Below are 25,626 nucleotides of genomic sequence, written 5' to 3' on the forward strand. Positions count from 1 at the left end.
ATTATGGAAGTAAAAATTATGGAAATCAAATTTAAAGATAAAAATGTTAAAGTAATGATAGTTTTAATTTCAATTTTAAGTATGGTTGGATGTGCATCGAATAAAGATAAATATCAAAAGGAATTAAAAAGAATTAGTTATCTGGAAGATAAAAGCGAAAAAAAACCTGAAAAATATAAAATGACATATATAAATCAACGGCAAGAACTTGTTGATAATAAACTAAAATTAGCACAAAAAGCACTGCAGAATGGTGATTCTCTAACAGCTATAGAACTAAATCAACAAGTTTTAAATATAGATGTTAATAATCAAAAGGCGATTAATAATATAGGTAAAATAAGTAATTTAAAATTAATTGAAGATAAGTATTTTCTAGCTGTGCAGTTATTTAATGAAAAACATTTAGATAGTGCACTTTTAACACTTAAAGAAATATTAAAGCTTGACCCAGAATATTCTAAAGCTTTACAGTTAAGAAAAGAAATTGAACAATCAATGAGTTCTCGCTTTTTGAACCCAAAAACTCTAAATGAAAAATTAGATCAAAAAATTTCTATAGAGTTTAAGAATGCACCTGTTTTTTCAGTTTTAGATGTTCTTGCTCAACAGTCAGGTCTTAACTTTATACTAGATAAAGATGCTGGTTTAGAACAAACTAATACTACAATATTTGCTAAAAATACATCAGTGCGTGAAGCTCTTGAGACTATTTTATATACTTCATCATTGTCATATAAAGTCTTAAATTCTAATACATATTTAATATATAAGAAAAATGATGAAAGCATTAAAAAATATGATGAGCTTATAACTAAATCTTATTATCTTGGGTATGCAGATGCTCAAAAAGCACAAGATATGATTATTAAATTATATCAACCCAAAGGAATTTTTTTTGATGATCGGTTAAGGATGTTAATTATCCGTGATAATCAAAAAATGATTAATAGTATAGATAAGTTACTTCAAGCATATGATGTACCTGCGCCCGAAGTGCTACTAGATATTGAAGTCCTTGAAGTAAGCCATGATAATTTACTGAATTTGGGTATAGATTTTCCTAATAAAATCGAAGCAAGTGTATTGGGTGCAAGTTCTGCAGGAGCCTATACATTAAATCAATTAAGACATTTAAATAAAGATAGTATCAATTTAGTTGTTACCGACCCAAAAGTAGCTTTAAATTTTCAACAAACTAGTAACGACGCAAATTTGTTGGCTAACCCAAGAATAAGAATTAAAAGTAAAGAAAAAGCTGAATTTTTAATTGGAGATAAAGTACCAGTTATTACCACAACAACTAGTGAATTAGGCGGTTCAATTGCAGAAAATGTGAGTTATCTTGATGTAGGTTTAAAACTAGAAGTTACACCTGAAGTCAAGGTAAATAGGGAAGTGCAGATCGGTATAAAATTAGAAGTTAGTAATATTGTAAAAGAGTTATCTTCTGCACGTGGACTGAAAACTTATCAAATAGGTACTAGAAATGCTTCAACTATATTGCAATTAAAAGATAATGAAACTCAAATGCTTGCAGGCCTAATCAAAAATGATTCAAAGACAAGTGCAAATCATCTACCTGGTTTTGGGAAAATTCCATTGTTAGGACGTTTATTTTCAAGTACTCAAGACACTAAGAATAAGAGTGAAATTGTCTTATTGATTACACCTAAAATTATCCGTCCTTTTGAACTACCTGATCCATATGCACAAGAATATATTTCAGGCACTCTAAGTGAAGTTAATGATAGACCCCTTCGTTTAACAGATGAAAGTACTTATCAAGGTACTTCGGTATTAAATAGTGTTACTAATTTACAAAATTCAACCTCTAATATATCAAGTGCTCCATTAGAAGAGAATAAAGAAAATTTTGATGATAAAAAACCAATATCGCTAAGTTTTAATACTTCTGATTCGGTAAAGTCAGGAGAGGATCTAACAGTGAATATTGAACAAAACACCCCAGATTCAGCAAAAATTTCTTTTGATATTCTTCATCCAAACACTCTAGTATTATCTAATATGACACTTAATATACCTGTTAAATCAGCAGATTATGAGCAAATAAGCAATGGTACACGTTTTAAACTTTATGATGTACCAAAATCAAATGGTAAAAGTGTTATCCTCAATTTTGCTATACCAAAAGAGCATAACGAAAATTTTAAAATTAATTTGGAAAATTATTCGATTGATACTAAATCAGGAGAAGTAATTAAAAAAGATAATCTTAATAATACAAAGGAAATTAAAATTAAATGAAAGCAATTAATGGATTTACTTTTATTGAACTGATTGTAACACTTGTATTAATTGGAATTCTTGCATCAATTGTATTGCCTACAGCAACTATTTTGACAAGACAGTCTCAAGAAAGGGAATTAAAGGAAGCATTACTTGAGATCCGAAGTGCAATTGATCATTATAAAATAGCGAGTGACCATAATGAAATAAATTCTGCTTATAAAACAGGAACAGGCTATCCTCCAAATCTTAAGTCTCTTGAAGGGGTGCCAAGTCAATATGGTAGTAAAACATTACGTTTTATTCGTAAGATTCCAAGAGATCCATTTTCAGATTCTAAAATTGATTCTGAAAAAACTTGGATTTTAAGAAGCTATGAAAGCGAATATTATAACCCTCAAGCCGGAGATAATGTTTATGATATTTATTCTAGTTCAACTGGAAAAGGATCTAATGGAATACCATATAATAACTGGTGATTTATATGCTTTATAGGGTTAAAGGATTCACAATTGTCGAATTGTTAGTAGTGCTTACAATTATTGCATTATTATTGACAATCATTACACCTAATTATATTAATAACGTTGATGATGCTAAAGAAATGGCATTAAAGCAAAACTTAACTACTTTAAGATATAGCATAGATAAATTTTACTCGGATAATGGACATTATCCAGAAAAATTAAATGATTTAGTTGAAAGACGTTACTTAAGACAAATCCCTATTGATCCAACAAATCAAAAACAAGAATGGCGAATAATTAAAGATCAATTTTCAGGTGCCGGAATTTATGATATTAAGTCTATAAATAATAATATGGGTAGTGATGAAAGGCGTTATTCGGAATGGTGATTATGAAATTAAAAAATAATTATGGATTTTCCACAGTTTGGATGCTAGTTGTTATTTTTATTTTAACCTTTGTAATAGGGAGTTGGGCAAATAATTATATAAATATTCTACGATTTAATAAAGAGAAAGAATTAATAAGAATTGGGTTGGATTATAAGAAGGCAATAAGAAGTTATTATAACAACTCTCCTGGTGGGAGTATGAGTTATCCTCATAGTTTGACTGATTTAACAAGAGACTTAAGATATAATGATAAAACTATTCGTTATTTAAGAAAAGTTGAAATTGATCCAATTTCAGGTAAAAAATTCAGATTGGTACTTAATAAAGATAATCAAATTATTGGTGTTTATAGTGAGTCAAAACAGCGACCTCTCAAGCAGGATAACTTCCCAAGAGAATTGTACAATTTATTCCATAAAAATTCTTATGATGAATGGATTTTTTAATCTAATTTCATTTTAAACCTATTGCAATTTTTTGATTTAATTTTTATCTATTATTCTTTTATTGAAGCAAGTACAGAGGCGACATCATCAGTCGTATTCCTATTTTTGCGATTCAAGCCCATTTCCACCCAGCCATGTCTCATTATTGCAGAATCAGGCTTAAGCTGCAGAAAAGGCTTTTTTAAACTTTTATAAACATAGATTTGTATCAATGCTTCAAGTACTGATATAACTGTACATATTTTTATATTTTGAGTTCTGAAAATGCAAAATAACAACCAAGTCTTACTGGATCATATCAATGCAGAAATAAGTAAATTGCCAAGTTATGATCCATTAATCAAGATTGAAGAGATTATAGTAGATAGCGATGGAGTTATCGTTGAGTTTTTTACAAATACAGCTGATATTTTTAAAGGTTTGTTAGCTAAAGAACTAATGGAAGAAGCTGGTTTTCTCTCTAAAAGAAATGCGGAATAATTTTTATATACAAACATGCTAGTTCCACCCTTGATATAAGGGCGGAACTTATTTTGTCAATAATTGGTAATATCAATTCCTATTTTTGCTCCTGACCAGCACCTGAGTGACACACCGTATAACTAATTTTGGTGGTACTAATATTTAAGTCAGTAAAAGCATTTAGATTATCAAGATGATCATTAATTGAAAGCATGATTTTGCTTTTACAGCTTTTCATCAATTCTGCTATTTTTAAATATTGCTCCCATCCAAACTCTAGGCCATAGCCCGTTATTTCCCAATATGGTGGATGGGCATACATAAAACTATGAGGTCCAATGAAAGGGTAGTGTATAATTATTGAAAAGTAATAATTAGAAACATAAGAATTTTTGTGTAGTAAAAATAGTAGTAAAAATATAAATAAATTTTATATACATATTTAAATACAGTAATTTATGTGTTTAATATGACTGTCACCGCTTCCGCCAAATATCTTAAAGGGAATCAAATGAATAGTTTGATTCCCTTTTTCTTTGGCACAATTTTGGCACTATTCGAAATTGTAGCTGATGACCATTCAAGTCCATTGGCGACGCTACGCAACATTTGGCTGCTATTGTATTGATCGCGATCTCAGCGAATAGCGGCATCCGGAGCCGCTCCAAAATGGACAAAATATTTTTCTATAGATTTTAGCTGCAGGCTTATTCACCTAAGAATCATATTGCTGAATAAGCCTTAGAGATAGGTTTGTACTGCAAAACCGTTTCTAAGCAAAATGCTGCTTTAAAAAGGGTATTACGCATTCTGAATATTGTTCAGGGAAATCTCGATAAATATAAGTATGTTCTGCATCCGCGAAGATTTTAATTTCTACTTTTGTTACATGGTCGAGCCCTACTTTAAGCCGGTGGCCAAACTCGGGTGGAGTATAAATATCTTTTTCTCCATACATTAATAAGATGGGTGGTTGATATTTTACTTGTGTAGATTTTGCTAACGGATTGAGTTCCTGATTAAGCTTTGGTAGTAGTGTATTTGATACCTTGAGCATTGCATGAGCGACTGGATAATGTTTCCAGAATTCTGGTAATGTCGGAAATGCGCCTTCAAATACTGCAATTTTATATGGGTGTCCATCTTTTGCTAATGAGCATAGTCCCCAAGCTGCACCAAATGACGCACCTATTAAACCTACATTTAATTCAGGTGTTCGCTTTTGAGCATATATCCCTGCATGATATACATCATTGGGATAGTCAAATGAGAATCCTTCACTTTCTCCAAAACCATTAGCATCATAAATAAGTACGTTATAGCCATTTTTTAAAAATAGATCTGCATGTCCGTAACGGAGCCAAAATGCTTTAGCCGCTTTTCCCATTGGATGAGCAAGTACTAAAGTTGCTTTTGCCGCTGGTGCACTTTTCCAGTAGCCTGCGAGTGTTTGCTGGCCAGTTAAGGGAATAGTGACAGCCTCCCAGTCTTCTTTAGAAATAGCTTGAGGCCAAATCCAAGGTACTTCGAATCTTCCAAAAAATGGCTTTCGTAGAATTTGGTGAGCAATTTTTTTCATTTTGGTTATCCAATATTTTTCAAAGTTTATAATACATATTAAAGTTCCTTTTTGGAACTTGTAATTCAAAATGTATTACTTATTTGATTTCCTTTATGGAAATTGGATATCGCTCATATTTTTAACCATTTTAATGATACATCGGACAAACATGACGAATACGTTGAAATTAAGAAATGGAATAGATCAATTATCATTTTATTTTTTAATTGCATATAGAGCGCAATAGCTATAATTCGAGTTGATAAGCCAAATTACTGAAAATAGATTCTGCAACAAAAAAATTGCTGTGGTTTAAAGTCCAAGTAGTGTTTCTGGCATACGGTTGTTTTGCCTTTATGTAGATTAATAAAGGCAAAATCATCATTTGCGGTATGAACCAGTAAATTATGTTTTTGTTAGTGCTAGTATCCGAGACTACAACCAGAATATACAATACGACAAGGTTGTAAATTTTCACTTAAACAAAACACTAATGCACCTTTTTTAGCCCCATCCTCTGAAAAATCCAGTAAAATTTTTGATTTTTGACCATCATTAATTGGATCAGCTATAGCAACACAGCGATTAGAATAGGTTTTAGATACTTCACATTTTTGTCCACCATCCTGTTGACACGCTTTTAATGCTTTTGCTTGTGCCTCATCTTTAGATTTAAAATTTCTTGTAAAACCAATTGGACGCCCTTTTAAGCCTTTACTTTTATCCTCTGCAATCGCACCCCATAATGTTTCAATCATAGGATACAAAGTTGGATTTTGATTCGTATATCCACCACTTCCTCCACCTGGAATAGGTGCGCAACCTTGAACACCTTGTCCACCTACAGGATAATAGCCTGAAGGACAATTCCCTTCAGCATGTACATTCTCAATAGTTAAATAAATGATAAAAATAAAGAAAATAGATAAATTAAAAATCTGATTATTTGTCAATATCATTCTATAAACTCCTTTAAAATCATTGCTTAATAATAAGGAAAGCTATGAATTATTCTATATAATTCCTATATTTTAAAATGATAATAAGTTCTTTTGTGTTTTTAAATGTCAGTGCATTCTCGGTAGAAAGGATAGCACCTAAATTTTTTAGTTCCGTCTTTTAATGCAATAATTTAGCGAATTGATGTGGCATTAAAATGAACATTGGCTTTCTTTTTATAGAAAAAATCAAACTGTTCGGAAAACCCCCATTTTGAGTTGATTGAATGAGTAGAACACCAAAGTCCTTATACGGTGATCATATGCTGTAGATCGCTTTATAAACGCTCATATAATTTTGGCTGACTAAAATATCATTTTCATGTCACTTTAAAGTTTGGCAAATTATTTTATTGTAAAAGTCAACAAACTTAATCTGAGAGAAACTCATGAAAAATGTACTTAGTCGAAGTGTAACAGCTTTAATCTGTATGGTTGCTTTAATGACCACAGTTCAAACATGGGCACATGAGGATGAAGATAAAGTATTGACTAGAACAGTCGATGAACAGCCAATAGACAAAAAACAAAAGAAATGTGAAAAAAATTGTAAAACAAACATTGATCCTAAAACTCAAACAAATAACACAAAGCAACATCAGCATGGAAACGCTTCAGAAATGTCACAAATGGATCATTCAAAAATGACCAATATGCCTTCTTCGATGAAGGATATGGATCATTCAAATATGGAGATGCCAAACAAAACAAATAAGTAATTCTTTGAGAAAAATGATGAGTCTTTTAGACTCAACACATTTCATTGTGATCTCCAAAAGCTCATCAAAAGATGAGCTTTTTAAAACATAAAATTTGTGTATGAACTATGCTTATTTTAAAAATGTCATCGCTTAGACACGATATTTGAGTATATTAGAAGAAATTTTCACAAAATAAATGTGTATGCCTGTTCAAGAAAAGACTTCTCCACGTATTCCCAAATATATTGCCATTCGAGATGCTATTGCCCATGAGATTGAGTCTGGGCAATGGAGTGCCAATACCAAACTGGCTTCAGAGCGTGTGTTGATGGAACAATTTGCTACCACACGTGTCGCTGTTCGAGAAGCATTATTGGCTTTGGAAATGGATGGTCTTATTTATCGTTTAGATCGCCGTGGTTGGTTTGTTCGTGCGCCACGAATTATTTACCGTCCGCAATCGACCAAAAGTTTTAACCAATATGTGACTGAGCAAGGGGGTGTACCAAGTACGGAATTGATTTCTGCGGAATTGGTGCAAGCGACCTCTTGGGATGCAGCACATTTAAAAATTTCGGTGGGTGATGATATTTATTCGATGTGGCGACGTCGTAGTATCAATGGTCGTCCTGCGGTAGTTGAACATTTACGTATCAATGCAAGTTTATTTCCTCAATTCTTAGAACAACAATTAGAAGGTTCTATTACGACATTGATGGCAGAGCATTATCAACGGCAATTGACCCGAGCACATATTAATCTTTATCCAACGGTATTGTCAGAACAACAAGCCAAAGCTTTGCATGTCAATGTTGGTAGTATGGGGTTATATATTTGCCGTACCAACTGTGATCAAAATGGAGTGATTACCGATGTTGACCAAGAATATTGGTTACATGATGTACTTGATTTACATTTTGAAGCGACATGATAAAGAATTAAAATAATTAATCTGGTTTAAACCAGATTAATTAAATTGTCATAAACTTTTGTTGAAATACAGGCTATCAAGAAGCAGCATTCGTTAGGAATGTCATAATGAGCCCGTATCTGAAACAGCAGCAAAAAAAGCTCCTCGCCATGGGCACAAGTATTCTCTTTGCTTGTGTCAGTACAGCATGCACCACGTCTTCAACCTCGAATGATGTTGAGCAAATCACAGTCTATACCGCGGTTGAAGCGGATCAATTAAAGCGTTATCAATGGGAATTACGCAAAGCACATCCTGAATTAAAAGTAAAATGGGTGCGTGATTCGACAGGTGTGATCACCGCAAAATTATTAGCAGAACAAAAGAATCCACAAGCCGATGTAGTGATGGGACTTGCTTTGACCAGTTTATTGGTCATGGAAAAAAAAGACTTATTGCAACCGTATCGCCCGAAACATGTCGAACAACTTAAAATCGATTTTTATAGCCAAAAAGACATTCCAACATGGACAGGCATGACTGCTTGGGAGTCGGCTGTTTGTGTCAATACTGTTGAATTGGAAAAGAAAAAATTACCGATTCCGCAAACCTGGCAAGACCTGACTAAACCAATTTATAAAGGGTTAATCGTGATGCCAAATCCGGCATCGAGTGGCACAGGCTATTTGGATGTGACTGCATGGATGCAAATTTTTGGTGAAAAGCAAGCTTGGCAATATATGCAGGCACTCGATAAAAACATTTCTCAATATGTACATTCAGGCTCGAAGCCTTGCAAGATGGCGGCTCAAGGTGAAACGGTCATCGGAATTTCGTTTGGTTATCCGGGCTTTAAGCTGAAATCACGTGGTGCACCTTTAGAAATTGTCTATCCGAAAGAGGGGCTAGGTTGGGAAATGGAAGCCTCAGCCATTGTCAAAGGTACGAAAAAACTCAGCAGTGCAGAGAAGTTTATTGATTGGAGTGTTAGCCAAGCTGCCAATGAAGCTTATGCACAAAACTTTTCAATGGTGGCACATCAAAATGTTCATAGCAAAAACCAAGACTTCCCAAAAAATCTTGCGCAGCAATTGGTGAAGAATGATTTTTATTGGGCAGCAGAACAGCGCGAATCAATTCTAAAACAATGGTCAGCAAAATTTGAAAAGTAATTGAATCATGTACACAACAAGCTATTCAGAATCAGTTATTCAAAATTAACGATTAAAAATTAGGTGCAGTATGCAAATTCCATCGCATTTACAAAATAGTAGGACAGGGCAAGCCATGCCAAATTCGGCAGGGCATCTGCTCTCAACTTTAAGAACGTTTAAAATGGCAGAATCAAAAACAGTGCTTGAAGTGATGGATATTCAAAAATCTTTTGGTTCAAGCCGTGTCTTGGAACACATTAACCTTGACCTGAAAGCAGGTGAATTTGTTAGCTTTTTAGGTCCATCAGGTTGTGGTAAAACAACTTTGCTACGCATCATTGCTGGGCTTGAACAGCCTGATTATGGCAAAGTGATTAAACAACAAATTGATATTACCCATTTTAATACTGCAAAACGTAAATGCGGCATTGTTTTCCAAAACTATGCACTCTTTCCAAACTTAACTGTGGCGGAAAATATTGCATTTGGTTTGCATAAAAAACACTGGTCAGCGCAAGAGATTCAATTTCGTATCAATGAATTATTAAACTTAATTGAATTGCCCAATATTGCAGAAAAATATCCCAATCAATTGTCAGGCGGTCAGCAACAGCGTGTGGCTTTAGCCCGTGCGATTGCGCCCAATCCTGATGTTTTGTTGTTGGATGAACCGTTGTCAGCTTTGGATGCGTTGGTACGTTTAAACCTCCGCCAAAAAATTCGTACCATTCAATGCCAATTAAATTTGCCTGCGATCATGGTTACGCATGATCAGGAAGAGGCGTTAAGTATTTCTGACCGTGTGGCAGTGATGAATAAAGGTGTGATTGAACAACTCGATACGCCACATAATATTTATTACAAACCGCAAACTCGTTTTGTAGCACAGTTTATTGGTTCGATGAATTTTATACAGACAGTAGCGGTCGATACGCATCGTTTAAAAATGAATGAGCAATCTTTTATTGAATTTCCACATTTAAACTTTGCCCAAGATGAACACTATGAAATTGCTTTTCGACCTGAAAATGTCAATTTAGTTGCTGGAAATGAACCTTCTACTGAATATTTAAATTTAGCTGTACATATTGTCAACACTGAGTTTTTAGGCGCAAAACGTCGTTTATTCTGCGTGGTGCAAAACCAAAATCATGCCGATGACAATATGTTGCAAGTTGATGTGGATCATCAACATATGGCGGTTGTGCAAGATGGAATGTATCTGCAAGTGCCGATTCGTGACTTACATGTGTTTGATTCACGAGGGCATGCGAGATGTTAAATCAGTCTGCCGCAGATGCTTTATTAAGTAGTCAAACAGCACATCGTTTTCGTTATTCATTGCGTTCAAGTGCAGTGTTGTTTGTCGCAGCAATTCTATTCACCTTGAGTTTGATTGCACCCTTAATCGTATTGATGCAAAGCGCATTTTTAAATGAACAGCATCAATTTGTCGGGTTGGATAACTTTACAGCTTATTTTTCCAATCCGGCCTTAATCTCATCGATTTTTAATTCGATGTGGATCGCCATTACAGCCATGTTGATTACGGTGAGCTTGGCAAGTGTTTATGCTTTTGCATTGATTAACTGCAATATTCGAGGCAAAGCTTTCTTTAAAACCGTGGCATTTTTACCGATTCTTGCACCTTCACTTTTACCTTCATTGGCTTTGGTGTATTTGTTTGGTCAGCAAGGTGTTTTTAAGGGCATGATGGGCGAGGTGGAAATTTATGGTCCACTAGGCATTTTGATCAGTTATTGCTTTTGGCTATTTCCTGCCATGGTCATGTTGATGATGGGGGCATTTCGCCATATTGATCAACATTTGATTGAGGCTTCGCATGCTTTAGGAAAAAATACGCTACAAACTCATTGGGCTGTGACTTTTCCTGCGATTCGCTATGGTTTAGTCAGTGCCTGTCTGGTGGCATTTACTTATGTCATTACCGATTTTGGGATTCCCAAAGTGATTGGCGGGTCATTCAATATGATGGCGTTGGATGTGTATAAGCAGATCATTGGTCAACAAAATATGAACATGGGTGCCGTCATTTCGATTTTGTTGCTCTGTCCTGCGGTGTTGGCATTCATTTTTGATCGATACCAAAGTCGTCATCAGGAACGCTATCAAAATTTCCAAATTCAGCCTTATCGTTTGCGTGCCAATCCTCGAATTGAAAAAGCATTAACTGTATTTTGTGGGGTGATTTCAGGCGGTATTTTACTGATTATTGTGACTGCGATTCTCGCATCATTCATTCGCTATTGGCCCTATGATTTGTCAATGACCTTAAATCATTATCGTTTTGAATATGTTGATGGTGGTGGTTGGGCAAGTTATTTTAACTCAATCAAATTGGCATTGTTCAGTACCGTTTTCGGTACGATGATAATTTTCATCATTGCCTTATTTAGTACCCGTTTTAAAGCATATCCTTTGCTAAAAAACTATGTAAAAGTCTTGGTGTTATTGCCTTTGGCTGTGCCGGGCTTGGTGTTGGGTATTGCTTATATCTTGTTCTTTAACGCACCGCAAAATCCTGTGTCTTTCGTTTACGGTACGATGACGCTGTTGGTGATTTCAACCATTATTCATTATTACACTGTGCCACATTTGACCTTAACGCATGCGATTCAACAGATCCCAAATCAACTTGATCATGCTGCACAAAGTTTAGGATCTTCACATTGGACAATGTTCCGCAAAGTATATTTGCCTTTAACCTTTCCTGCGCTGTGTGATGTGTTGGTGTATTTATTTGTCAATGCCATGACTACTGTTTCAGCTGCGATTTTCCTTTATTCACCTGATACCAATTTGGCATCGGTGGCGGTGCTGAATATGGATGATGCAGGTGATACCGTGGCAGCTGTGGCGATGAGTATTTTGATTTTACTCACCTCATGTGCAGTCAAGTTGCTGCATTGGTTATTCACTCGGAAAATGATGACGTCAACACAACGTTGGCGTGAGCAAACACATTCATAACAAATTGATCTTTCAGTCAATCTTTTTAATTAACTAAACCATTTGAATTGAACGCTTTCTTTTAGGCGCTGGGGATTTTGCGTGCTAAAAAAAGTAGATAAGGTGGAAAAGACAATGAATACAGCACAATTTGACTTAATTATTGTCGGTGCAGGCATTTTAGGAATATCGGCTGCGATCCAAGCGGCAGAGCAAGGTTTAAAGGTACAAGTCTTTGAAAAATATGCACAACCTATAGGTGCGACTCGCCGTAACTTTGGCATGGTTGGGACTTCGACGCTAAGTCGTCCTGATGCGAAATGGCGTGAATATGCTTTGGCAACCCGTGAATTTTATCAACGGATTCAGGCACAAACCGATATTTCATTTCAACAGCGGAACGGGTTGTATCTCGCGAATACTGAACTTGAATGGCAAGTATTAAACGAGTTTGCTCAAGCTGCAGCTGATTATCAGATTCCTGTAAGTCTATTGTCTAAGCAGCAACTGTTTGATCAATATACTTATTTAAACCCAGAAACTGCGCTACGTGGCGGTATGGTTTTTCATGAAGATTATTCAGTTGAGCCACATTTGGTGGGACTGCGTTTGTTGCAACATGCCGAAAAACTTGGTGTACAAATTCATTGCAATGCCTCTGTGGTACTGACGCAATTTAACCAAGGCATGGCGCACATTCGCTTGGCATCAGGTCAAACATTTACCGCAAATAAAGTCATGATTTGTCATGGTGAAGAGACACAATTGTTGTATCCCGAGCTCTTACAACAAAAAGGTTTATTGCGTTGTACTTTACAAATGGCATTAACCAAACCGCTAAAAGTCAATCTCAAAGGTTCGATTTATTCAGGATTGTCGATCTCTCGTTATCCCGCTTTTGAGATTTGCCCTAGTCATCAAGATTTACGCAATGAATCACAAATCGATTTAGTTGAAAAGTACGGTATTCATATCCTGATTAAACAAAATGAATTCGGACAAATTATTTTGGGCGATAGCCATGAATATTATCCGATTGAAGACATACCACAATTTAATCAACGTGAAGAAATTAACCAATTCATTTTGCAATATTGCAAAGAAAATATTGGCTTAGAACTACCTGAAATTGAATCTCGTTGGAATGGTTACTATCTGACTCATCCTACGGAATTGGCATGTGTGATGGAAGCTGAAACCAATATTTTCCTTGTCAGTGCGATTGCAGGCAAAGGCATGACCACAGGCGCAGGATTTATGAAAGAAATGTTAGAAAATTATATTTTGTAATCTGGTTTAAACCAGATTTGTTTATGCTGTATGAAATTGATCAAAGGTTAGGCGAAATGAACGCACAAATTGAACTTGCAAACACAATTGAAAACGATGTTGAAAATAAATACTTACTGTTGACACCAGGACCATTGTCTACTTCGAAAAGTGTGCGTCGTGTGATGCAACGTGATTGGTGTACTTGGGACAAAGAATATAACGCATTGGTTCAGGAGATCCGCAGTCGTTTGGTGGCGTTGGCAACTGCAAAACCTGAACAATATAGTGCTGTGTTGATGCAAGGCAGTGGGAGTTTCTCTATAGAAGCAGTGTTAGGTTCGACGATTCCAAAGGATGGTAAAATTTTAATTATCAATAACGGGGCATATGGTGCACGCATGGTGCAAATGGCTCGATGTTTAAAAATTGACGTGGTGGAATTACGCTACCCTGAAATGCAAATCCCTCAACTGGCTGATATCGAAAAAGCACTTGAAGATGACAGCATCACTCATGTGTCATGTGTGCATTGCGAAACCACCACAGGTGTATTAAACCCAATTCAAGCGATTGGGCGTATTGTCAAAGCCAAAAACAAAGTGTGGATTGTCGATGCGATGAGTTCTTTTGGTGGCGTGCCAATGGACATTGCAGAGCTCGAAATTGATTTCTTGATTTCAAGTGCCAATAAATGCATTCAAGGTGTACCTGGCTTTGGTTTTATTTTGGCAAAACGTGAGCAATTACAAGCGTGCAAAGGTTTGGCTTGTTCAGTCAGTTTAGACCTATACGACCAATGGAACACCATGGAACACCATAATGGTAAATGGCGTTTTACTTCACCCACTCATGTGGTGCGGGCTTTTTATCAAGCGCTTTTAGAATTAGAACAAGAAGGCGGAGTAACCGCACGTTATCAGCGTTATTTCAATAATCAACAACGTTTAGCCGCAGGTATGCAAGCGCTTGGTTTTGAAATGGTCTTAGATCAAGACGCACCACAATCTCCAATTATCACTACATTTTTATATCCAAATGAAGCCGATTTTAGCTTTCAAGCCTTATATGAAAATCTGAAACAAGCAGGGTTTGTGATCTATCCCGGCAAAGTCACCGACTTAAATTGCTTCCGTATCGGCAATATTGGAGAGATTTATTTGGATGATATTGAACGACTTTTAACAGCGATTGAGCACTATCGAATTTGATTGGAATCCACAACTCCTTTTCTTGCGCCATTTATGGCTCAGGGCGGAGGTTAGGATGGGGGAGATTATAAATCCTCTCCCTAGCTCTCTCCTTTGAAAGGAGCGGGAACTGCTATTAGAAATTAAATATTACGCAAAACTCAACTTACGCAAGATAGCTATTTTTAACTTTGAGAAATGAATAGGACAAACTTATGAACACTTCAACTTCAGCATTACAAGCCGTGGTTTTTGATTGGGCTGGTACAACAGTAGATTTTGGTTCACGTGCACCAATTTTAGCATTTATGGCCTTATTTTCAGATAATAAAGTTGAAATTTCAATTGAAGAGGCACGTGCGCCAATGGGGTTGGAAAAACGCGATCACATTGCGGCAGTTTTGAAAATGCCACGTGTTGCAGATGCGTGGAAACAGGCACATGGTGCAGAAGTGACTGTGGCGGATATTGACCGTTTATATCAGGACTTTATTCCATACCAATTGAAGAGTATTCCAAACTGCTCAAAATTAATTCCGGGGGCATTAGAGGCATTTGCTGATATTCGTGCCCGCGGTGCAAAAATTGGCAGTAATACTGGTTATGCTTCGATGATGATTGGTCAATTGGTGCAAGATGCAGCTGATCAAGGTTATGTGCCTGACTGTACTATTACAGCCAGTGATGTGAAACATGGTCGTCCATATCCTGAAATGTTGTGGAAAAACTTAATCGAACTTGATGTGTTAGATGTTAAAAATGTGGTGAAAGTGGATGACACAGTGGTCGGCATCGAAGAAGGTTTAAACGCTGGTTGTTGGACTGTGGGTTTGGCCGTCAGTGGGAATGAAGTGGGGCTAAGCTTCGAAGAGTGGTCTGGACTATCAGCGTCTGAACAACTAGGTTTAAAAGAAAAAGCATACGCAAAAATTAATGCTTCAGGTGCACATTATGTAATTGATAGTATTGCTGACTTACCTGCGGTATTGGATGCGATCGAACAGCGTTTAGCAAATGGTGAAAAGCCTTAATAGATGATGAATACCAGTCTTTATGACTGGTATTTTTTTAGAGCTGAAATATAAATTCTTTTTTTAATTTCCTCATGCTGCATGAAAATGATGAATCCATGAGAAATTGTTTAATTAACTTGAGTGTTTGCTTGGTTGTTTGTGGTAGACCAAGCTATGAGTTAAATCGATTTTATAAGGAAGCGAGTACGGTTTTCCAAAATTACTCTTATAAAACTTATGTTGCCTAATAGCATCCATTCAATGTTTTGCAATGTAAGTTGCCCCCCTTTCATGAGGGACGAAGGGAGGTTTTATACAGTTACATCAATCAACTTCGCATCCAGTTATCGACTGCAATTCGTCAAAGCTTAAACCGTCTACATTTTCAATGACTTTCACACCTTTCTCAGCCACATCAATCACACAAAGATCAGTATAAATACGCTCAACACATTTCAAACCTGCTACAGGATAAGATAATTTAGTCTTAATGTTATTTATCTAAAATTGATTCAAAAGCTTTTAAACGTTTGTGAATGGAAAGTAACTCTATAATTGTTTTCCAAGAGTTAATCAAATATTGAAAAGATTGACGTACTTGATCAAAAACGTTGGTAATTTGGGTAATGAGTCCTAATGTCATTTTTCCAGCTGCAATGGATGGAAATAAAACGAATAAGCTAAACAAAATATCTAATTGAATATACCAGATGCTTGCTAGGTTAAAATAGGTGTAATGAAAGTACAATCGGAAATAGTTTTGCCGAACACTTCCAAATAGTGCTTTTAATGTTTTAGGTTGTGCCCGTTGCTCATGATCCTCTCCATAAACCAATTCTTTGCGATAAGCCGCTTCAACCTTTTGATTATTAAATTGTAGACCAGGTAATTTAATCCCGACCAGCATAAGTAAAACTGTACCGAATATTGCCCATACGATTGCTGCCCAGACTAAAGAATGATCAATATTTCCAACCAGTGGTAATTCTGTTACTTGTTTAGAAAGTTCAAATAAAATCGGCAGGAAAGCAATTAATACCATGATCGCCTTAATAAAATTTACACCAAGGTCTTCTAAAATTGTTGCAAAACGCATGGTATCTTCTTGAACACGTTGGGAAGCACCTTCTACATGACGTAGTTCTTGCCAGTGCTTGGTATAATATTCATTCATAGCTGTGCGCCAACGAAATACATAATGGCTGGTAAAAAAAGAATTGATTACAGCTAAAGTAACTGCAACTAGAGCAATCAATAAGAAAGTAATTGTTCCCATATAGAGTTCTTTAATATCACCTCCACCATTTTCTAACATGTTTTGAATAAGGTTATAGAATGGTTGATACCAAGCATTGATTACGACGCTTACTTGAACGCCAAACCAGATATTAAATAGAATAAATGATGACCCCCATACGGACCATCTTTGCCAACGGTTATCTGATTTTAAATGCCAAAAACCTGCAAAAATAGACGTTGAGATGAAGAACCATAAATAAAACCATATAAAAGAGAGTGACCAGAAGCGACTAACGCCTATGGGAAGTTCTATATTTGCATAACCTTTGGGTAAACCTAAAAACTCACCCCAATGGCTTCCACCAGAATTCCACAAAAATAAATTAATGATGAACCAAGCAATTAAGGATAAAAAAAACCACTTTGGATTGGGAAAAAACGACCTAAACATGTAAAAAATGCCCTGTGACTTAAAGGAACGCAGTTAATAAGACTATTTAAGTGTTATGTTATAATATAACAATAAAGGGCATTCAAGTGCATTTCTAATGTTGAGTTTTCATTTCATCTGAAATTTAAAAAATAAAAGCTTACGGTGAACTTATCGTTCTGTACCAAATGACTTTTTGGGATAGTTACAATCGAAATTGGCCAAAAAAATAAGCAGTTATCATTTAACTAATGTGCTTTAGACCATAAGAAAAATCTGAGTTTTGCCTAGTATCGTTTGAGGTGTATTTGCAGTAAAATTTTGATTTTATGGAAAAATTTATATAAATAATGAATTTGAAAACGGACAAGTTAAATCAAAATTTAAGTAATGGGATTCATTTTTTGTAAAAGTATTTCAGTGGGTTGCATGGAAGTGCTGCGGTAACTTTTGAAAAAAGGAAGGTTTTTCATAGTTAAGTTATTCAAAGCCACACCAATAAATAATGATGACTATTCGCATGTATCTGTTTAGGTGGTATTTAGCCAGCGGGACGATTTTCTTGGCTTCACACAGCATCTCTAAAGTCGTATCTCAGCTTTTTTCAGCAAAATGAACTGATGAGTTACTTTTCGTTCTTTTCATATCCAAAACAACAAAGTCATCAACGCCCCGTAATATGATTCAGAAATATTTTAAATATTATCAATGGGCTTCTTTAAATTTAAAACAACTACAAAACCTCTTTCTTTTGGGTGAAGAGGCTAGCGATCTAATTAGACAAGTAAGCGACTTACAATACTTACACAGTCAAGCGAATAAACGTGATAGATCATGAAAATCTTTCAACTACTGAGCAAGCTCAAAACTGGAAAAATAATTCAATACACTTTTAGAAAGACCGAAAAGAAGAAATTCAGCAACAGTCAAAACTAAAAGATATTCCGACACTGCGTGATTTAGTCAAACAAATGCAGTCACTTCATTTATGCAATCAACCAGAATAAATGTGCCTGTAGAACTTTGTATATGTCTATGACTAAGGAGGATAAATAGGATTGAGTAAATAAGGCTTTTAGATGACAGCTTTATTTATGAGGAGTACTATGCAAAAAAACAAAAAATGCATGGTTATAGAGGATTTATAACGTGAATGATGCTGATTTCTAAAGAAAAGAAATCAAGATAGCAGGGAAATATATGAAACAGACTTTACTCACTGCTAGTATTGTGGCTTTGGCCACATTGGCTATGCCAGTTTTTGCTTCTGGTTTACAGAGCGTTAGCAGCAACTATGTGGCTTCTGATTATGCAAAAACCAAATATCCAGTTGTATTTAACCATGGGATGTTTGGTTTTACTCGACTCGGTCCGACAGCTTTTGGGATGGACTATTTTTATCAGGTTCTTCCTGATTTGGCACGGAATGGTGCGACGGTTTATGCGACACAGGTTTCTCCACTAGAATCCACCGAAGTTCGTGGCGAGCAGTTGCTACAACAAGTAGATGAAGTTTTGGCACTCTCAGGAAAGTCAAAAGTTAATCTAATTGGTCATAGTCATGGTGGACCGACCATTCGTTATATTGAAGCAATTGCACCTGAGAAAGTCGCTTCACTCACTGCTGTTGCTGGAACGTTTAAAGGGTCCAAAGTGGGAGATGATATGTTGGATAATCCTGCTGAGAAATTTTTATTTACCGTCTTAGGACAATATATCGTTGCTCCAGTGGAGTTACTTCTACAAGGTAATCCTGATTTGCCGATTAGTCTGGATCGCTCATTGAAATCATTAAGTGAAAAGGGTTCTGCAGAATTCAATGCAAGGTTCCCAACTGCAGCAATCCCATCTGATTGTGGCAATGGTCAGAAGATTACCAGTAATGGGGTTTATCATTACTCGTGGACAGGTAAAGCTCAAGCAACCAATCTACTTGATGTCATTGACGTTGCCATTTCCACCATGGCACCAAGATCTTATAAAAATAATGACAATGATGGTTTGGTTAACCGTTGCAATGCACATTTCGGACAGGTGATTCGAGACGACTATAATCAAACTCACCTAGATGAAATTAATCAGATTTTGGGCTTGAAAGCATGGTTTGGACCTGATCCTGTGTCACTTTATCGTCAACAGGTTAATCGCCTAAAACTTGAAGGCTTATAAGGGAATATTATAAGAAATAGACTCTAAGCGCATCATAAGGGAGTCTGAATATTCAGGCTTCTTTTGTTTTGTTTAGAACACAATGATTGGCTTTAGGTTTAATCTTTACTAAAAATTTAGATTCTTTCATCTATGAATAGAAAGCTGATAGAGATCCATAACAGATCCTTACTAGCGGGGAAGATGACATCCATGTCGATCACTACACTTGTCTTTAAGACCAGCTTTATGCTGATATCCTTATACAGATCATAACGAGATCATACTGGTATCGATTTATAGAAAATCCACCTTTCCTGTTTTTACATCATAAATACCACCTGCAATGCCAATTTCACCTTCTTCGACCATCTTTTTCAGTACTGGGCTATTTCTTAAGATATAGGCAATATTATTTTGTACATTTGCGATGGTCACCGCCTGAATGAAATTACTGGTGAGTTGGTAATCGGTCATTTCTTTATGCACATTTTCTGCCGCCTGCATAATCGGTTTAAGAAAATATTGTACATGTGGGGTTTCGCTGAGTTGAGTAATATCCTTTTTTTGTTCATACATCTGACAAGCTGCTGTCACTGCACCACAATCTGTATGACCCAATACTAAAATTAATTTGGAACCCTTACTCTTACAGGCGAATTCTAGAGAGCCTAATACTTTTTCGCCCGCTATATTTCCAGCGATCCGTAAACTAAATAAGTCACCAATACCGACATCAAAAATCCGTTCTGTTGGTGCACGTGAATCCATACAGCCTAGAACGGCTGCAAATGGATGCTGTCCAGATTGTGCAGTGACTTGAATTTGACGAGCAATATTATGATAAATCCGTTCATGGTTAACGAACCGCTGATTGCCTTCTTTGAGTAGCTGAAACACTTGTGCAGGCGTAAGTTGTCGTTGAATTTCCTGAGTACTGACGTCAATATCCAGTTCTTCTTCTTTAATTTCAGGATAATGTATTTTAAAGCCAATTAGTTTTACATCGATGCCATTTTCTGCAGCTGTTTCATCCCTAAAATCTTTAATCACTTGATATACATCCGGATCAATATAATAGGTATTCGACGCATCGATCACTACAGTATCGCCACTGACTATTTTCTCTAAGGCAGAAACTAATGCGGAACGATTTAAAAAGCTAATATTGGGTGCCAGTTCAATACGGGTAATATTTCCATGCAAATGTGCTTCATGGATGATACGAACACCACGGAATAAATTATTTTTTAATACAATGATAAAACTAATCAACAGCCCTAACAAAATACCGATAAGTAGATCCGTCGCGATAATTGCAACAACCGTTACAATGAAGGGTAGAAATTGCTTCCATCCTTGACCATAGATCCGTTTAAAAAGTGAAGGGCTTGCTAATTTAACACCAGTTAAAATTAAAATGGCGGCAAGAGAAGATAATGGAACAACATTGATTAATGGTGTCAGAAATAAAACCGCAATAATCAATAAAATACCGTGAAAAATTGCAGAGAATTTAGTCTTTGCACCACTTGCTGCATTGACTGAACTTCGAACAATCACTGAGGTAATCGGCATACCTCCAATTAAACCAGACATGGTATTTCCGATACCTTGGGCGACCAACTCTTTGTTTGGCGGAGAGGCACGCTTTTGCGGATCCATTTTGTCCGCAGCTTCTAGATTTAATAGTGTTTCAAGCGAGGCGACGATCGCCAGCGTAATGGCACCTGTATAAATAATAGGATTATTCCATTGGGTGAAGTCAGGGAAACTGATAATTGATTCAACACCTGAAAAGATATTGGGAAGATTGACCAGATGTTCAGTGCTGACTGCGAGGCTGGAATTTGTACTGATAAAAAAATAGTTTAAGAGTCCCGCAAAAATAACCGCAATAAGTGCAGAGGGTACAACCATTTTTTTTAAAGGTGTTTTATCCCACAATAAAATAATGAATACACTTGAGATACCAATGATTGCCGCCCCATAATCAAGATGCTGTAATAGGCCTATCCCTTCGCCCCAACGTTGCTGAAGAGTTTCAGTTTTAATCCCAAAGAGTAGAGGAAGCTGATTGATAATCAAGATTAATCCGATGGCAACAAGAAGCCCCATAATCACATTGGTTGGGATAAAATTTGAATAGGTTCCCAACCGAAATAACCCGAAAAATAATTGGATGAGGCCGGCTAAAACCAAACAAAATAAAAAAGCTTGATAGTTGCCTTCAAGCTTATCTAGCTGTGTTAAAACAATAGCGGTAAGCCCAGCAGCGGGACCTGACACACTGATATGAGAACCACTCAAATAACCGATAACGATTCCACCAATGACACCTGCAATAATACCGGAAATCAAGGGTGCACCTGAGGCACTGGCTATACCTAAACAGAGCGGTAGAGCGACTAAAAAAACAACTAAACCTGAGAGCAAATCATTTGTATAAAACTTTCTTCTGGGAACCAATTCCTGTTGCATAAATATTCTCGGCAAATTTATAAGTTTGATATGCATCTGGATACAGCCTGTTTCATGCTGTACACCAAACTTGCCTAAGTTAGATGAGAATGTGTCCGTAAACTTTAATAAAGACCAAATGACAACAGATTATGAAAGAAACTCTATATCAGCTTTACAAATGATAAATTTTTCTGAATATTAAAGAAATTCTTAAATATTTGTTCGAACAATTTGGTTAAATTATAAGTATTTTAATACGTTAATTTTAATTTGATTTTTAGGTTTTTGGCTAAAAAGTGCTGATTAAGTCTGTATAACTTATGGCTTGAGCAATAAGGAATGTTGATGTATTTGTTTTTTAATAGGTAAGTTTTACTTGCGAGCCGTGAGATCTTTTTCCAAAAAATTATTCAGATGTAAAACTTATATTGTTTTTATATTGGGTTTTGTAGGGTTTATGAAATATTTTAGAAAATATGTTTTTTCACGTGAATTTGGTTGTTTATTTGAGTGGGTAAAAATGAGTATTGCGGTGTTTTAACTACACAATGCTTGCGGAGATATTTACTTTATCTACTCATCTGTTGGTGCTATATCATGTGAAAAAACATGTTATATTTCATTTGTATCTGAACTGAATTTTCAACTAAAACGGTCTGTTGAGTACAACTCGCTTAGTAGGAGGTAGGAGCTGATACGATTTCATTAAAAAATACTTTTTACCTTCACGACTATTTTTAATATTATTCGCAACGTTGATTTTGAAAACTTTTGCGCTATAAATGTCAAAAAATATAAATTGATGGATTACTAGATGGATAATTATTTAAGGGACTAAATTGAAGACGACATTCATTTTTTTAAAGCTAATCAAGCATATTAACAAGTCAGATATTTATAAATTATAAGTATTTTTAATAGCTTAGTGTTTATTGATGTGATTCTGAAATTGTGTATAAAACAATGCGGATACTTGATCAATAAATATTTGTAATGGGGGTATTTATGGTCGTTTTATCCTATTTAAAAAACCAAAACAAACATTTCAACGCCATAAAAAACCAACAAATAACGATTGCAGCTAAAGCAAACATTGTTATCTGTATCGCATTTTGCCTATTTTGGACAATATATTTTAGCTTTGCTGAGATGTGGTTCATTGTTTGTATTGATATTTTTTTTACAGCAATGTCTATCTTCAGTTTATTTTTGATTTATATACATCGAATTTCAGCGGGAATACTGGTCTCGCAAATTGTCCTCTTTGTTTTTCCTGTGGTTTTTTGCTTAATATTTGATGTGGCTACAATAGATCACCCCAGAGTTGCGCATTTATTTCTTCCAGCAGGAGCCATATTGGGATATTTGAATTATCGAAGAGATCCCAATGCGTTACAACTGATTTTAATTATCTTATCCATTGCCGCTTTTATCTTTTTTAGCGGGAGTGCGTTTACTTTAGATGGAGCAATACCTTTAGCTGAAAGCATTCGAGCTTATGGTGGTTGGATTGCAATATCCGTTGCCACTTTAATGATTTGTATCTCAATTTTTGTGATGCAATTGGAGTTGCAAATTGAAAACAAGTTGGTGCAGGATCTCCGCTTGGCACTTTCAAAACAGCAGTTTGAACTTTTTTATCAACCTCAAGTAAATTCTTCTGAAAAAATTATAGGCGCTGAAATTTTGTTACGTTGGTGTCACCCGACACTTGGCTATATCCCTGCGAAAGATTTTATTCCTGTAGCGGAAACTTTGGAGTTAATGCCTAAAATTGGAGATTGGATACTGATTCAGGCAAGTAAAGTATTACAAGACTGGCGTAAAAATGAATCTACAAAAGATCTTACACTTTCAGTCAATATAAGTGCTGATCATTTCATGCAAGAGAATTTTGAGCAAATCGTTACTTCCATGGTGCAGAAAAATGCAGTGTTTCCATCCCAACTTATATTAGAAATAACTGAAAGGGTTGCGTTAAATAATATTGAAAGTGTTATAGAAAAAATGGGTTTTCTACATAAAAATGGCATTCAGCTTTCTTTAGATGATTTTGGTACTGGCTATTCATCATTAAGCTATTTGCAGAAAATGCCCATTAGCCAAATCAAAATTGATCAGAGTTTTGTGCAAGCGGCTTTAGAAGATGAGCGGTGTAATAAATTGGTATATGGGATTGTTAAAATTGGCCTTGATTTAAACCTGCGTGTTTTAGCAGAGGGGATTGAGACCGTTGAGCACTTTAATCGCTTTCAAGAAAATGGTTGTACTGAATTTCAAGGCTACCTATGGGGATGTCCTATGCCTTTAACTGATTTTATGAAAAAAGTAGCTGAGGAAAACCATTAAAGTTTAGATAAAAAATCCACTCAAGATAAACTATAAAAATTATTCAAATCCCTAAAATAACTCAAAAACAGAGCCTTACTAAACTAGCTTACAATTTTAACCACAAGCGTGTCGTAAAATGCTAAGTCAGTGTCGTCTTATGTAAAGTGAGCTGCATCTGCTGTGTTGTAGTTTTAATCATGATTTTTAAATATTGATAAAAATACGGCATGGATAGGGAAATGGCATTGAATAAAGCAATACGGTTTTATGAAACAGGAACACCAGATGTTCTGCAATATGAAGACATCGATGTTGGTGAACCAGCAGCAGGGCAAGTGCGTCTGCGTCATGTGGCAGTTGGATTAAATTATGCTGACACTTATTTTCGTGACGGCACATATAAGATTCCACTGCCAAACGGGATGGGCGTAGAAGCGTCTGGTGTAGTCGAAGCCGTCGGTGAGGGTGTAGCTCACATTCAAGTGGGTGATCGAGTCACTTATACCGGTTTTTTAAATACGTTAGGTGCTTATAGCACTGCACGTCTAATCTCAGCTGATGTATTAATCAAACTACCTGAAGAAATTTCTTGTGAAACAGCCGCAGCAATGACCATGCGGGGATTAACCTCGGCTTATTTAATGCGTCGTATTTATGACTTTAAAAAAGGGGACACCATTTTATTACATGCCGCCGCAGGTGGTGTGGGTTTGATTGTTTCTCAATGGGCAAAGTTACTCGGTTTAACTGTGATTGGTACAACTTCTTCAGAAGAAAAAGCGCAAATTGCCCGTGCACATGGCTGTGACCACGTTATTAATTATAGCTATGAAAATGTTGCAGAACGAGTACGAGAATTAACCGATGGAGTCGGTGTGAATGTGGTCTTTGATAGTGTCGGTAAAGACACGTTTATGGCATCGCTTGATTCATTAAAACGCCGTGGCTTATTGGTTTGTGTGGGGACTGCTTCTGGTGCAATTCCAGAATTTAACCCCGTCTTGTTGGCAATGAAAGGCTCTCTATATATGACTCGTCCAGCACTGGCAGATTTCATTGCTGATCCTATAGAAAAACAAGAACTTGCCAATGAACTATTTGACCACGTCCGACATGGACGCATCAAAATTGAAATCAATCAACGCTATGAACTCAAGGATGCAGTTCAAGCTCACCGTGATCTAGAAGCACGTAAAACCACAGGATCATCAATTTTTGTCATTTGAAGGGAT

21 protein-coding genes and 1 pseudogene are annotated in these 25,626 nt (G+C 36.0%); 16 read left to right on the forward strand and 6 right to left on the reverse strand.

Going from position 1 to position 25,626, the window contains the following annotated elements; genetic code table 11:
* Positions 1-3: 3 nt before the first annotated feature.
* From ASC84_RS08885 to ASC84_RS08905, 5 genes are all read left to right on the forward strand, one after another.
* Positions 4-2,268, forward strand: a complete 2,265-nt coding sequence (locus ASC84_RS08885) for a hypothetical protein (protein WP_227515119.1) — start codon at positions 4-6, stop codon at positions 2,266-2,268.
* Positions 2,265-2,729, forward strand: a complete 465-nt coding sequence (locus ASC84_RS08890; protein WP_056513811.1) for a type II secretion system protein — start codon at positions 2,265-2,267, stop codon at positions 2,727-2,729. The genes ASC84_RS08885 and ASC84_RS08890 overlap by 4 nt, the downstream gene beginning before the upstream one ends.
* Before the next feature lie 5 nt (positions 2,730-2,734).
* A complete protein-coding gene (locus ASC84_RS08895; RefSeq protein WP_056513814.1) occupies positions 2,735-3,106 on the forward strand; it encodes a type II secretion system protein in 372 nt (123 codons plus the stop codon).
* Between the two features lie 2 nt (positions 3,107-3,108).
* Positions 3,109-3,555, forward strand: coding sequence for a type II secretion system protein (locus ASC84_RS08900; RefSeq protein ID WP_155860332.1), 447 nt, complete (start codon positions 3,109-3,111; stop codon positions 3,553-3,555).
* 264 nt (positions 3,556-3,819) lie between these two features.
* A complete protein-coding gene (locus ASC84_RS08905; RefSeq protein ID WP_056513820.1) occupies positions 3,820-4,035 on the forward strand; it encodes a hypothetical protein in 216 nt (71 codons plus the stop codon).
* Positions 4,036-4,114: 79 nt separating this feature from the next.
* On the opposite strand, the gene ASC84_RS08910 is transcribed toward ASC84_RS08905, so the two are convergent.
* From ASC84_RS08910 to ASC84_RS08920, 3 genes are all read right to left on the reverse strand, one after another.
* Positions 4,115-4,339 carry a hypothetical protein gene (locus tag ASC84_RS08910; RefSeq protein WP_056513822.1) on the reverse strand — a complete coding sequence of 75 codons (225 nt, stop codon included), beginning with the start codon at positions 4,337-4,339 and terminating at the stop codon, positions 4,115-4,117.
* Between the two features lie 450 nt (positions 4,340-4,789).
* On the reverse strand, positions 4,790-5,596 hold the full coding sequence (locus ASC84_RS08915; protein WP_056513826.1) for an alpha/beta hydrolase: 807 nt from the start codon (positions 5,594-5,596) through the stop codon (positions 4,790-4,792).
* 404 nt (positions 5,597-6,000) lie between these two features.
* On the reverse strand, positions 6,001-6,537 hold the full coding sequence (locus ASC84_RS08920) for a DUF4189 domain-containing protein (protein WP_004822976.1): 537 nt from the start codon (positions 6,535-6,537) through the stop codon (positions 6,001-6,003).
* Positions 6,538-6,965: 428 nt separating this feature from the next.
* Between ASC84_RS08920 and ASC84_RS08925 the strand changes: the two genes are divergently transcribed.
* The 8 genes from ASC84_RS08925 to phnX all read left to right on the forward strand — a co-directional run bounded on the left by ASC84_RS08925 (position 6,966) and on the right by phnX (position 15,801).
* Positions 6,966-7,295 carry a hypothetical protein gene (locus tag ASC84_RS08925; RefSeq protein ID WP_056513829.1) on the forward strand — a complete coding sequence of 110 codons (330 nt, stop codon included), beginning with the start codon at positions 6,966-6,968 and terminating at the stop codon, positions 7,293-7,295.
* A gap of 184 nt (positions 7,296-7,479) precedes the next feature.
* Positions 7,480-8,208 carry a UTRA domain-containing protein gene (locus ASC84_RS08930; RefSeq protein ID WP_227515120.1) on the forward strand — a complete coding sequence of 243 codons (729 nt, stop codon included), beginning with the start codon at positions 7,480-7,482 and terminating at the stop codon, positions 8,206-8,208.
* Positions 8,209-8,327: 119 nt separating this feature from the next.
* Positions 8,328-9,359, forward strand: a complete 1,032-nt coding sequence (locus ASC84_RS08935) for a putative 2-aminoethylphosphonate ABC transporter substrate-binding protein (protein WP_155860336.1) — start codon at positions 8,328-8,330, stop codon at positions 9,357-9,359.
* A 70-nt stretch (positions 9,360-9,429) separates the two neighbouring features.
* On the forward strand, positions 9,430-10,623 hold the full coding sequence (locus ASC84_RS08940; protein WP_034611476.1) for an ABC transporter ATP-binding protein: 1,194 nt from the start codon (positions 9,430-9,432) through the stop codon (positions 10,621-10,623).
* Positions 10,617-12,332, forward strand: a complete 1,716-nt coding sequence (locus ASC84_RS08945; protein WP_056513837.1) for a putative 2-aminoethylphosphonate ABC transporter permease subunit — start codon at positions 10,617-10,619, stop codon at positions 12,330-12,332. The genes ASC84_RS08940 and ASC84_RS08945 overlap by 7 nt, the downstream gene beginning before the upstream one ends.
* A gap of 114 nt (positions 12,333-12,446) precedes the next feature.
* Entirely contained in the window at positions 12,447-13,601 is a 1,155-nt protein-coding gene (locus tag ASC84_RS08950) for a TIGR03364 family FAD-dependent oxidoreductase (protein WP_056513840.1), read from the forward strand.
* Between the two features lie 56 nt (positions 13,602-13,657).
* Entirely contained in the window at positions 13,658-14,791 is a 1,134-nt protein-coding gene (phnW, locus tag ASC84_RS08955; protein WP_056513843.1) for a 2-aminoethylphosphonate--pyruvate transaminase, read from the forward strand.
* 194 nt (positions 14,792-14,985) lie between these two features.
* Positions 14,986-15,801, forward strand: coding sequence for a phosphonoacetaldehyde hydrolase (gene phnX, locus ASC84_RS08960; protein ID WP_056513844.1), 816 nt, complete (start codon positions 14,986-14,988; stop codon positions 15,799-15,801).
* Between the two features lie 293 nt (positions 15,802-16,094).
* Here the strand turns inward: phnX and ASC84_RS23255 are convergent.
* Together ASC84_RS23255 and sbmA are read right to left on the reverse strand one after the other, a co-directional pair.
* Positions 16,095-16,266 (reverse strand): annotated as a pseudogene (locus ASC84_RS23255) (3-oxoadipate CoA-transferase); the annotation flags it as partial.
* Between the two features lie 10 nt (positions 16,267-16,276).
* Positions 16,277-17,473, reverse strand: a complete 1,197-nt coding sequence (gene sbmA, locus ASC84_RS08965) for a peptide antibiotic transporter SbmA (protein WP_056513846.1) — start codon at positions 17,471-17,473, stop codon at positions 16,277-16,279.
* 1,179 nt (positions 17,474-18,652) lie between these two features.
* Between sbmA and ASC84_RS08970 the strand changes: the two genes are divergently transcribed.
* Positions 18,653-19,621 (forward strand): triacylglycerol lipase, encoded by a 969-nt coding sequence (locus ASC84_RS08970; RefSeq protein WP_056513849.1) that lies wholly within the window; start codon positions 18,653-18,655, stop codon positions 19,619-19,621.
* Between the two features lie 276 nt (positions 19,622-19,897).
* Here the strand turns inward: ASC84_RS08970 and ASC84_RS08975 are convergent, their stop codons facing one another.
* On the reverse strand, positions 19,898-22,081 hold the full coding sequence (locus ASC84_RS08975) for a solute carrier family 23 protein (protein WP_056513852.1): 2,184 nt from the start codon (positions 22,079-22,081) through the stop codon (positions 19,898-19,900).
* Positions 22,082-23,068: 987 nt separating this feature from the next.
* Between ASC84_RS08975 and ASC84_RS08980 the strand changes: the two genes are divergently transcribed.
* Positions 23,069-24,412, forward strand: a complete 1,344-nt coding sequence (locus ASC84_RS08980; protein ID WP_056513855.1) for a bifunctional diguanylate cyclase/phosphodiesterase — start codon at positions 23,069-23,071, stop codon at positions 24,410-24,412.
* Between the two features lie 221 nt (positions 24,413-24,633).
* Complete coding sequence (locus tag ASC84_RS08985; protein ID WP_056513858.1) at positions 24,634-25,620, forward strand: quinone oxidoreductase; 987 nt, start codon at positions 24,634-24,636, stop codon at positions 25,618-25,620.
* Positions 25,621-25,626 lie beyond the last annotated feature (6 nt).

Source organism: Acinetobacter sp. Root1280 (assembly GCF_001425285.1).
GTDB lineage: Bacteria > Pseudomonadota > Gammaproteobacteria > Pseudomonadales > Moraxellaceae > Acinetobacter > Acinetobacter guillouiae.

What these genes read in the sequence shown, in the direction of transcription:
- ASC84_RS08905 (WP_056513820.1), top strand. Translation starts at nt 3,820, where the DNA reads ATGCAAAATAACAACCAAGTCTTACTGGATCATATCAATGCAGAAATA.
- sbmA (WP_056513846.1), bottom strand. Translation starts at nt 17,473, where the DNA reads ATGTTTAGGTCGTTTTTTCCCAATCCAAAGTGGTTTTTTTTATCCTTA.
- ASC84_RS08970 (WP_056513849.1), top strand. Translation starts at nt 18,653, where the DNA reads ATGAAACAGACTTTACTCACTGCTAGTATTGTGGCTTTGGCCACATTG.
- ASC84_RS08910 (WP_056513822.1), bottom strand. Translation starts at nt 4,339, where the DNA reads ATGTATGCCCATCCACCATATTGGGAAATAACGGGCTATGGCCTAGAG.
- ASC84_RS08975 (WP_056513852.1), bottom strand. Translation starts at nt 22,081, where the DNA reads ATGCAACAGGAATTGGTTCCCAGAAGAAAGTTTTATACAAATGATTTG.
- ASC84_RS08890 (WP_056513811.1), top strand. Translation starts at nt 2,265, where the DNA reads ATGAAAGCAATTAATGGATTTACTTTTATTGAACTGATTGTAACACTT.
- phnX (WP_056513844.1), top strand. Translation starts at nt 14,986, where the DNA reads ATGAACACTTCAACTTCAGCATTACAAGCCGTGGTTTTTGATTGGGCT.
- phnW (WP_056513843.1), top strand. Translation starts at nt 13,658, where the DNA reads ATGAACGCACAAATTGAACTTGCAAACACAATTGAAAACGATGTTGAA.
- ASC84_RS08940 (WP_034611476.1), top strand. Translation starts at nt 9,430, where the DNA reads ATGCAAATTCCATCGCATTTACAAAATAGTAGGACAGGGCAAGCCATG.
- ASC84_RS08895 (WP_056513814.1), top strand. Translation starts at nt 2,735, where the DNA reads ATGCTTTATAGGGTTAAAGGATTCACAATTGTCGAATTGTTAGTAGTG.
- ASC84_RS08930 (WP_227515120.1), top strand. Translation starts at nt 7,480, where the DNA reads ATGCCTGTTCAAGAAAAGACTTCTCCACGTATTCCCAAATATATTGCC.
- ASC84_RS08920 (WP_004822976.1), bottom strand. Translation starts at nt 6,537, where the DNA reads ATGATATTGACAAATAATCAGATTTTTAATTTATCTATTTTCTTTATT.
- ASC84_RS08885 (WP_227515119.1), top strand. Translation starts at nt 4, where the DNA reads ATGGAAGTAAAAATTATGGAAATCAAATTTAAAGATAAAAATGTTAAA.
- ASC84_RS08945 (WP_056513837.1), top strand. Translation starts at nt 10,617, where the DNA reads ATGTTAAATCAGTCTGCCGCAGATGCTTTATTAAGTAGTCAAACAGCA.
- ASC84_RS08925 (WP_056513829.1), top strand. Translation starts at nt 6,966, where the DNA reads ATGAAAAATGTACTTAGTCGAAGTGTAACAGCTTTAATCTGTATGGTT.
- ASC84_RS08985 (WP_056513858.1), top strand. Translation starts at nt 24,634, where the DNA reads ATGGCATTGAATAAAGCAATACGGTTTTATGAAACAGGAACACCAGAT.
- ASC84_RS08900 (WP_155860332.1), top strand. Translation starts at nt 3,109, where the DNA reads ATGAAATTAAAAAATAATTATGGATTTTCCACAGTTTGGATGCTAGTT.
- ASC84_RS08950 (WP_056513840.1), top strand. Translation starts at nt 12,447, where the DNA reads ATGAATACAGCACAATTTGACTTAATTATTGTCGGTGCAGGCATTTTA.
- ASC84_RS08915 (WP_056513826.1), bottom strand. Translation starts at nt 5,596, where the DNA reads ATGAAAAAAATTGCTCACCAAATTCTACGAAAGCCATTTTTTGGAAGA.
- ASC84_RS08980 (WP_056513855.1), top strand. Translation starts at nt 23,069, where the DNA reads ATGGTCGTTTTATCCTATTTAAAAAACCAAAACAAACATTTCAACGCC.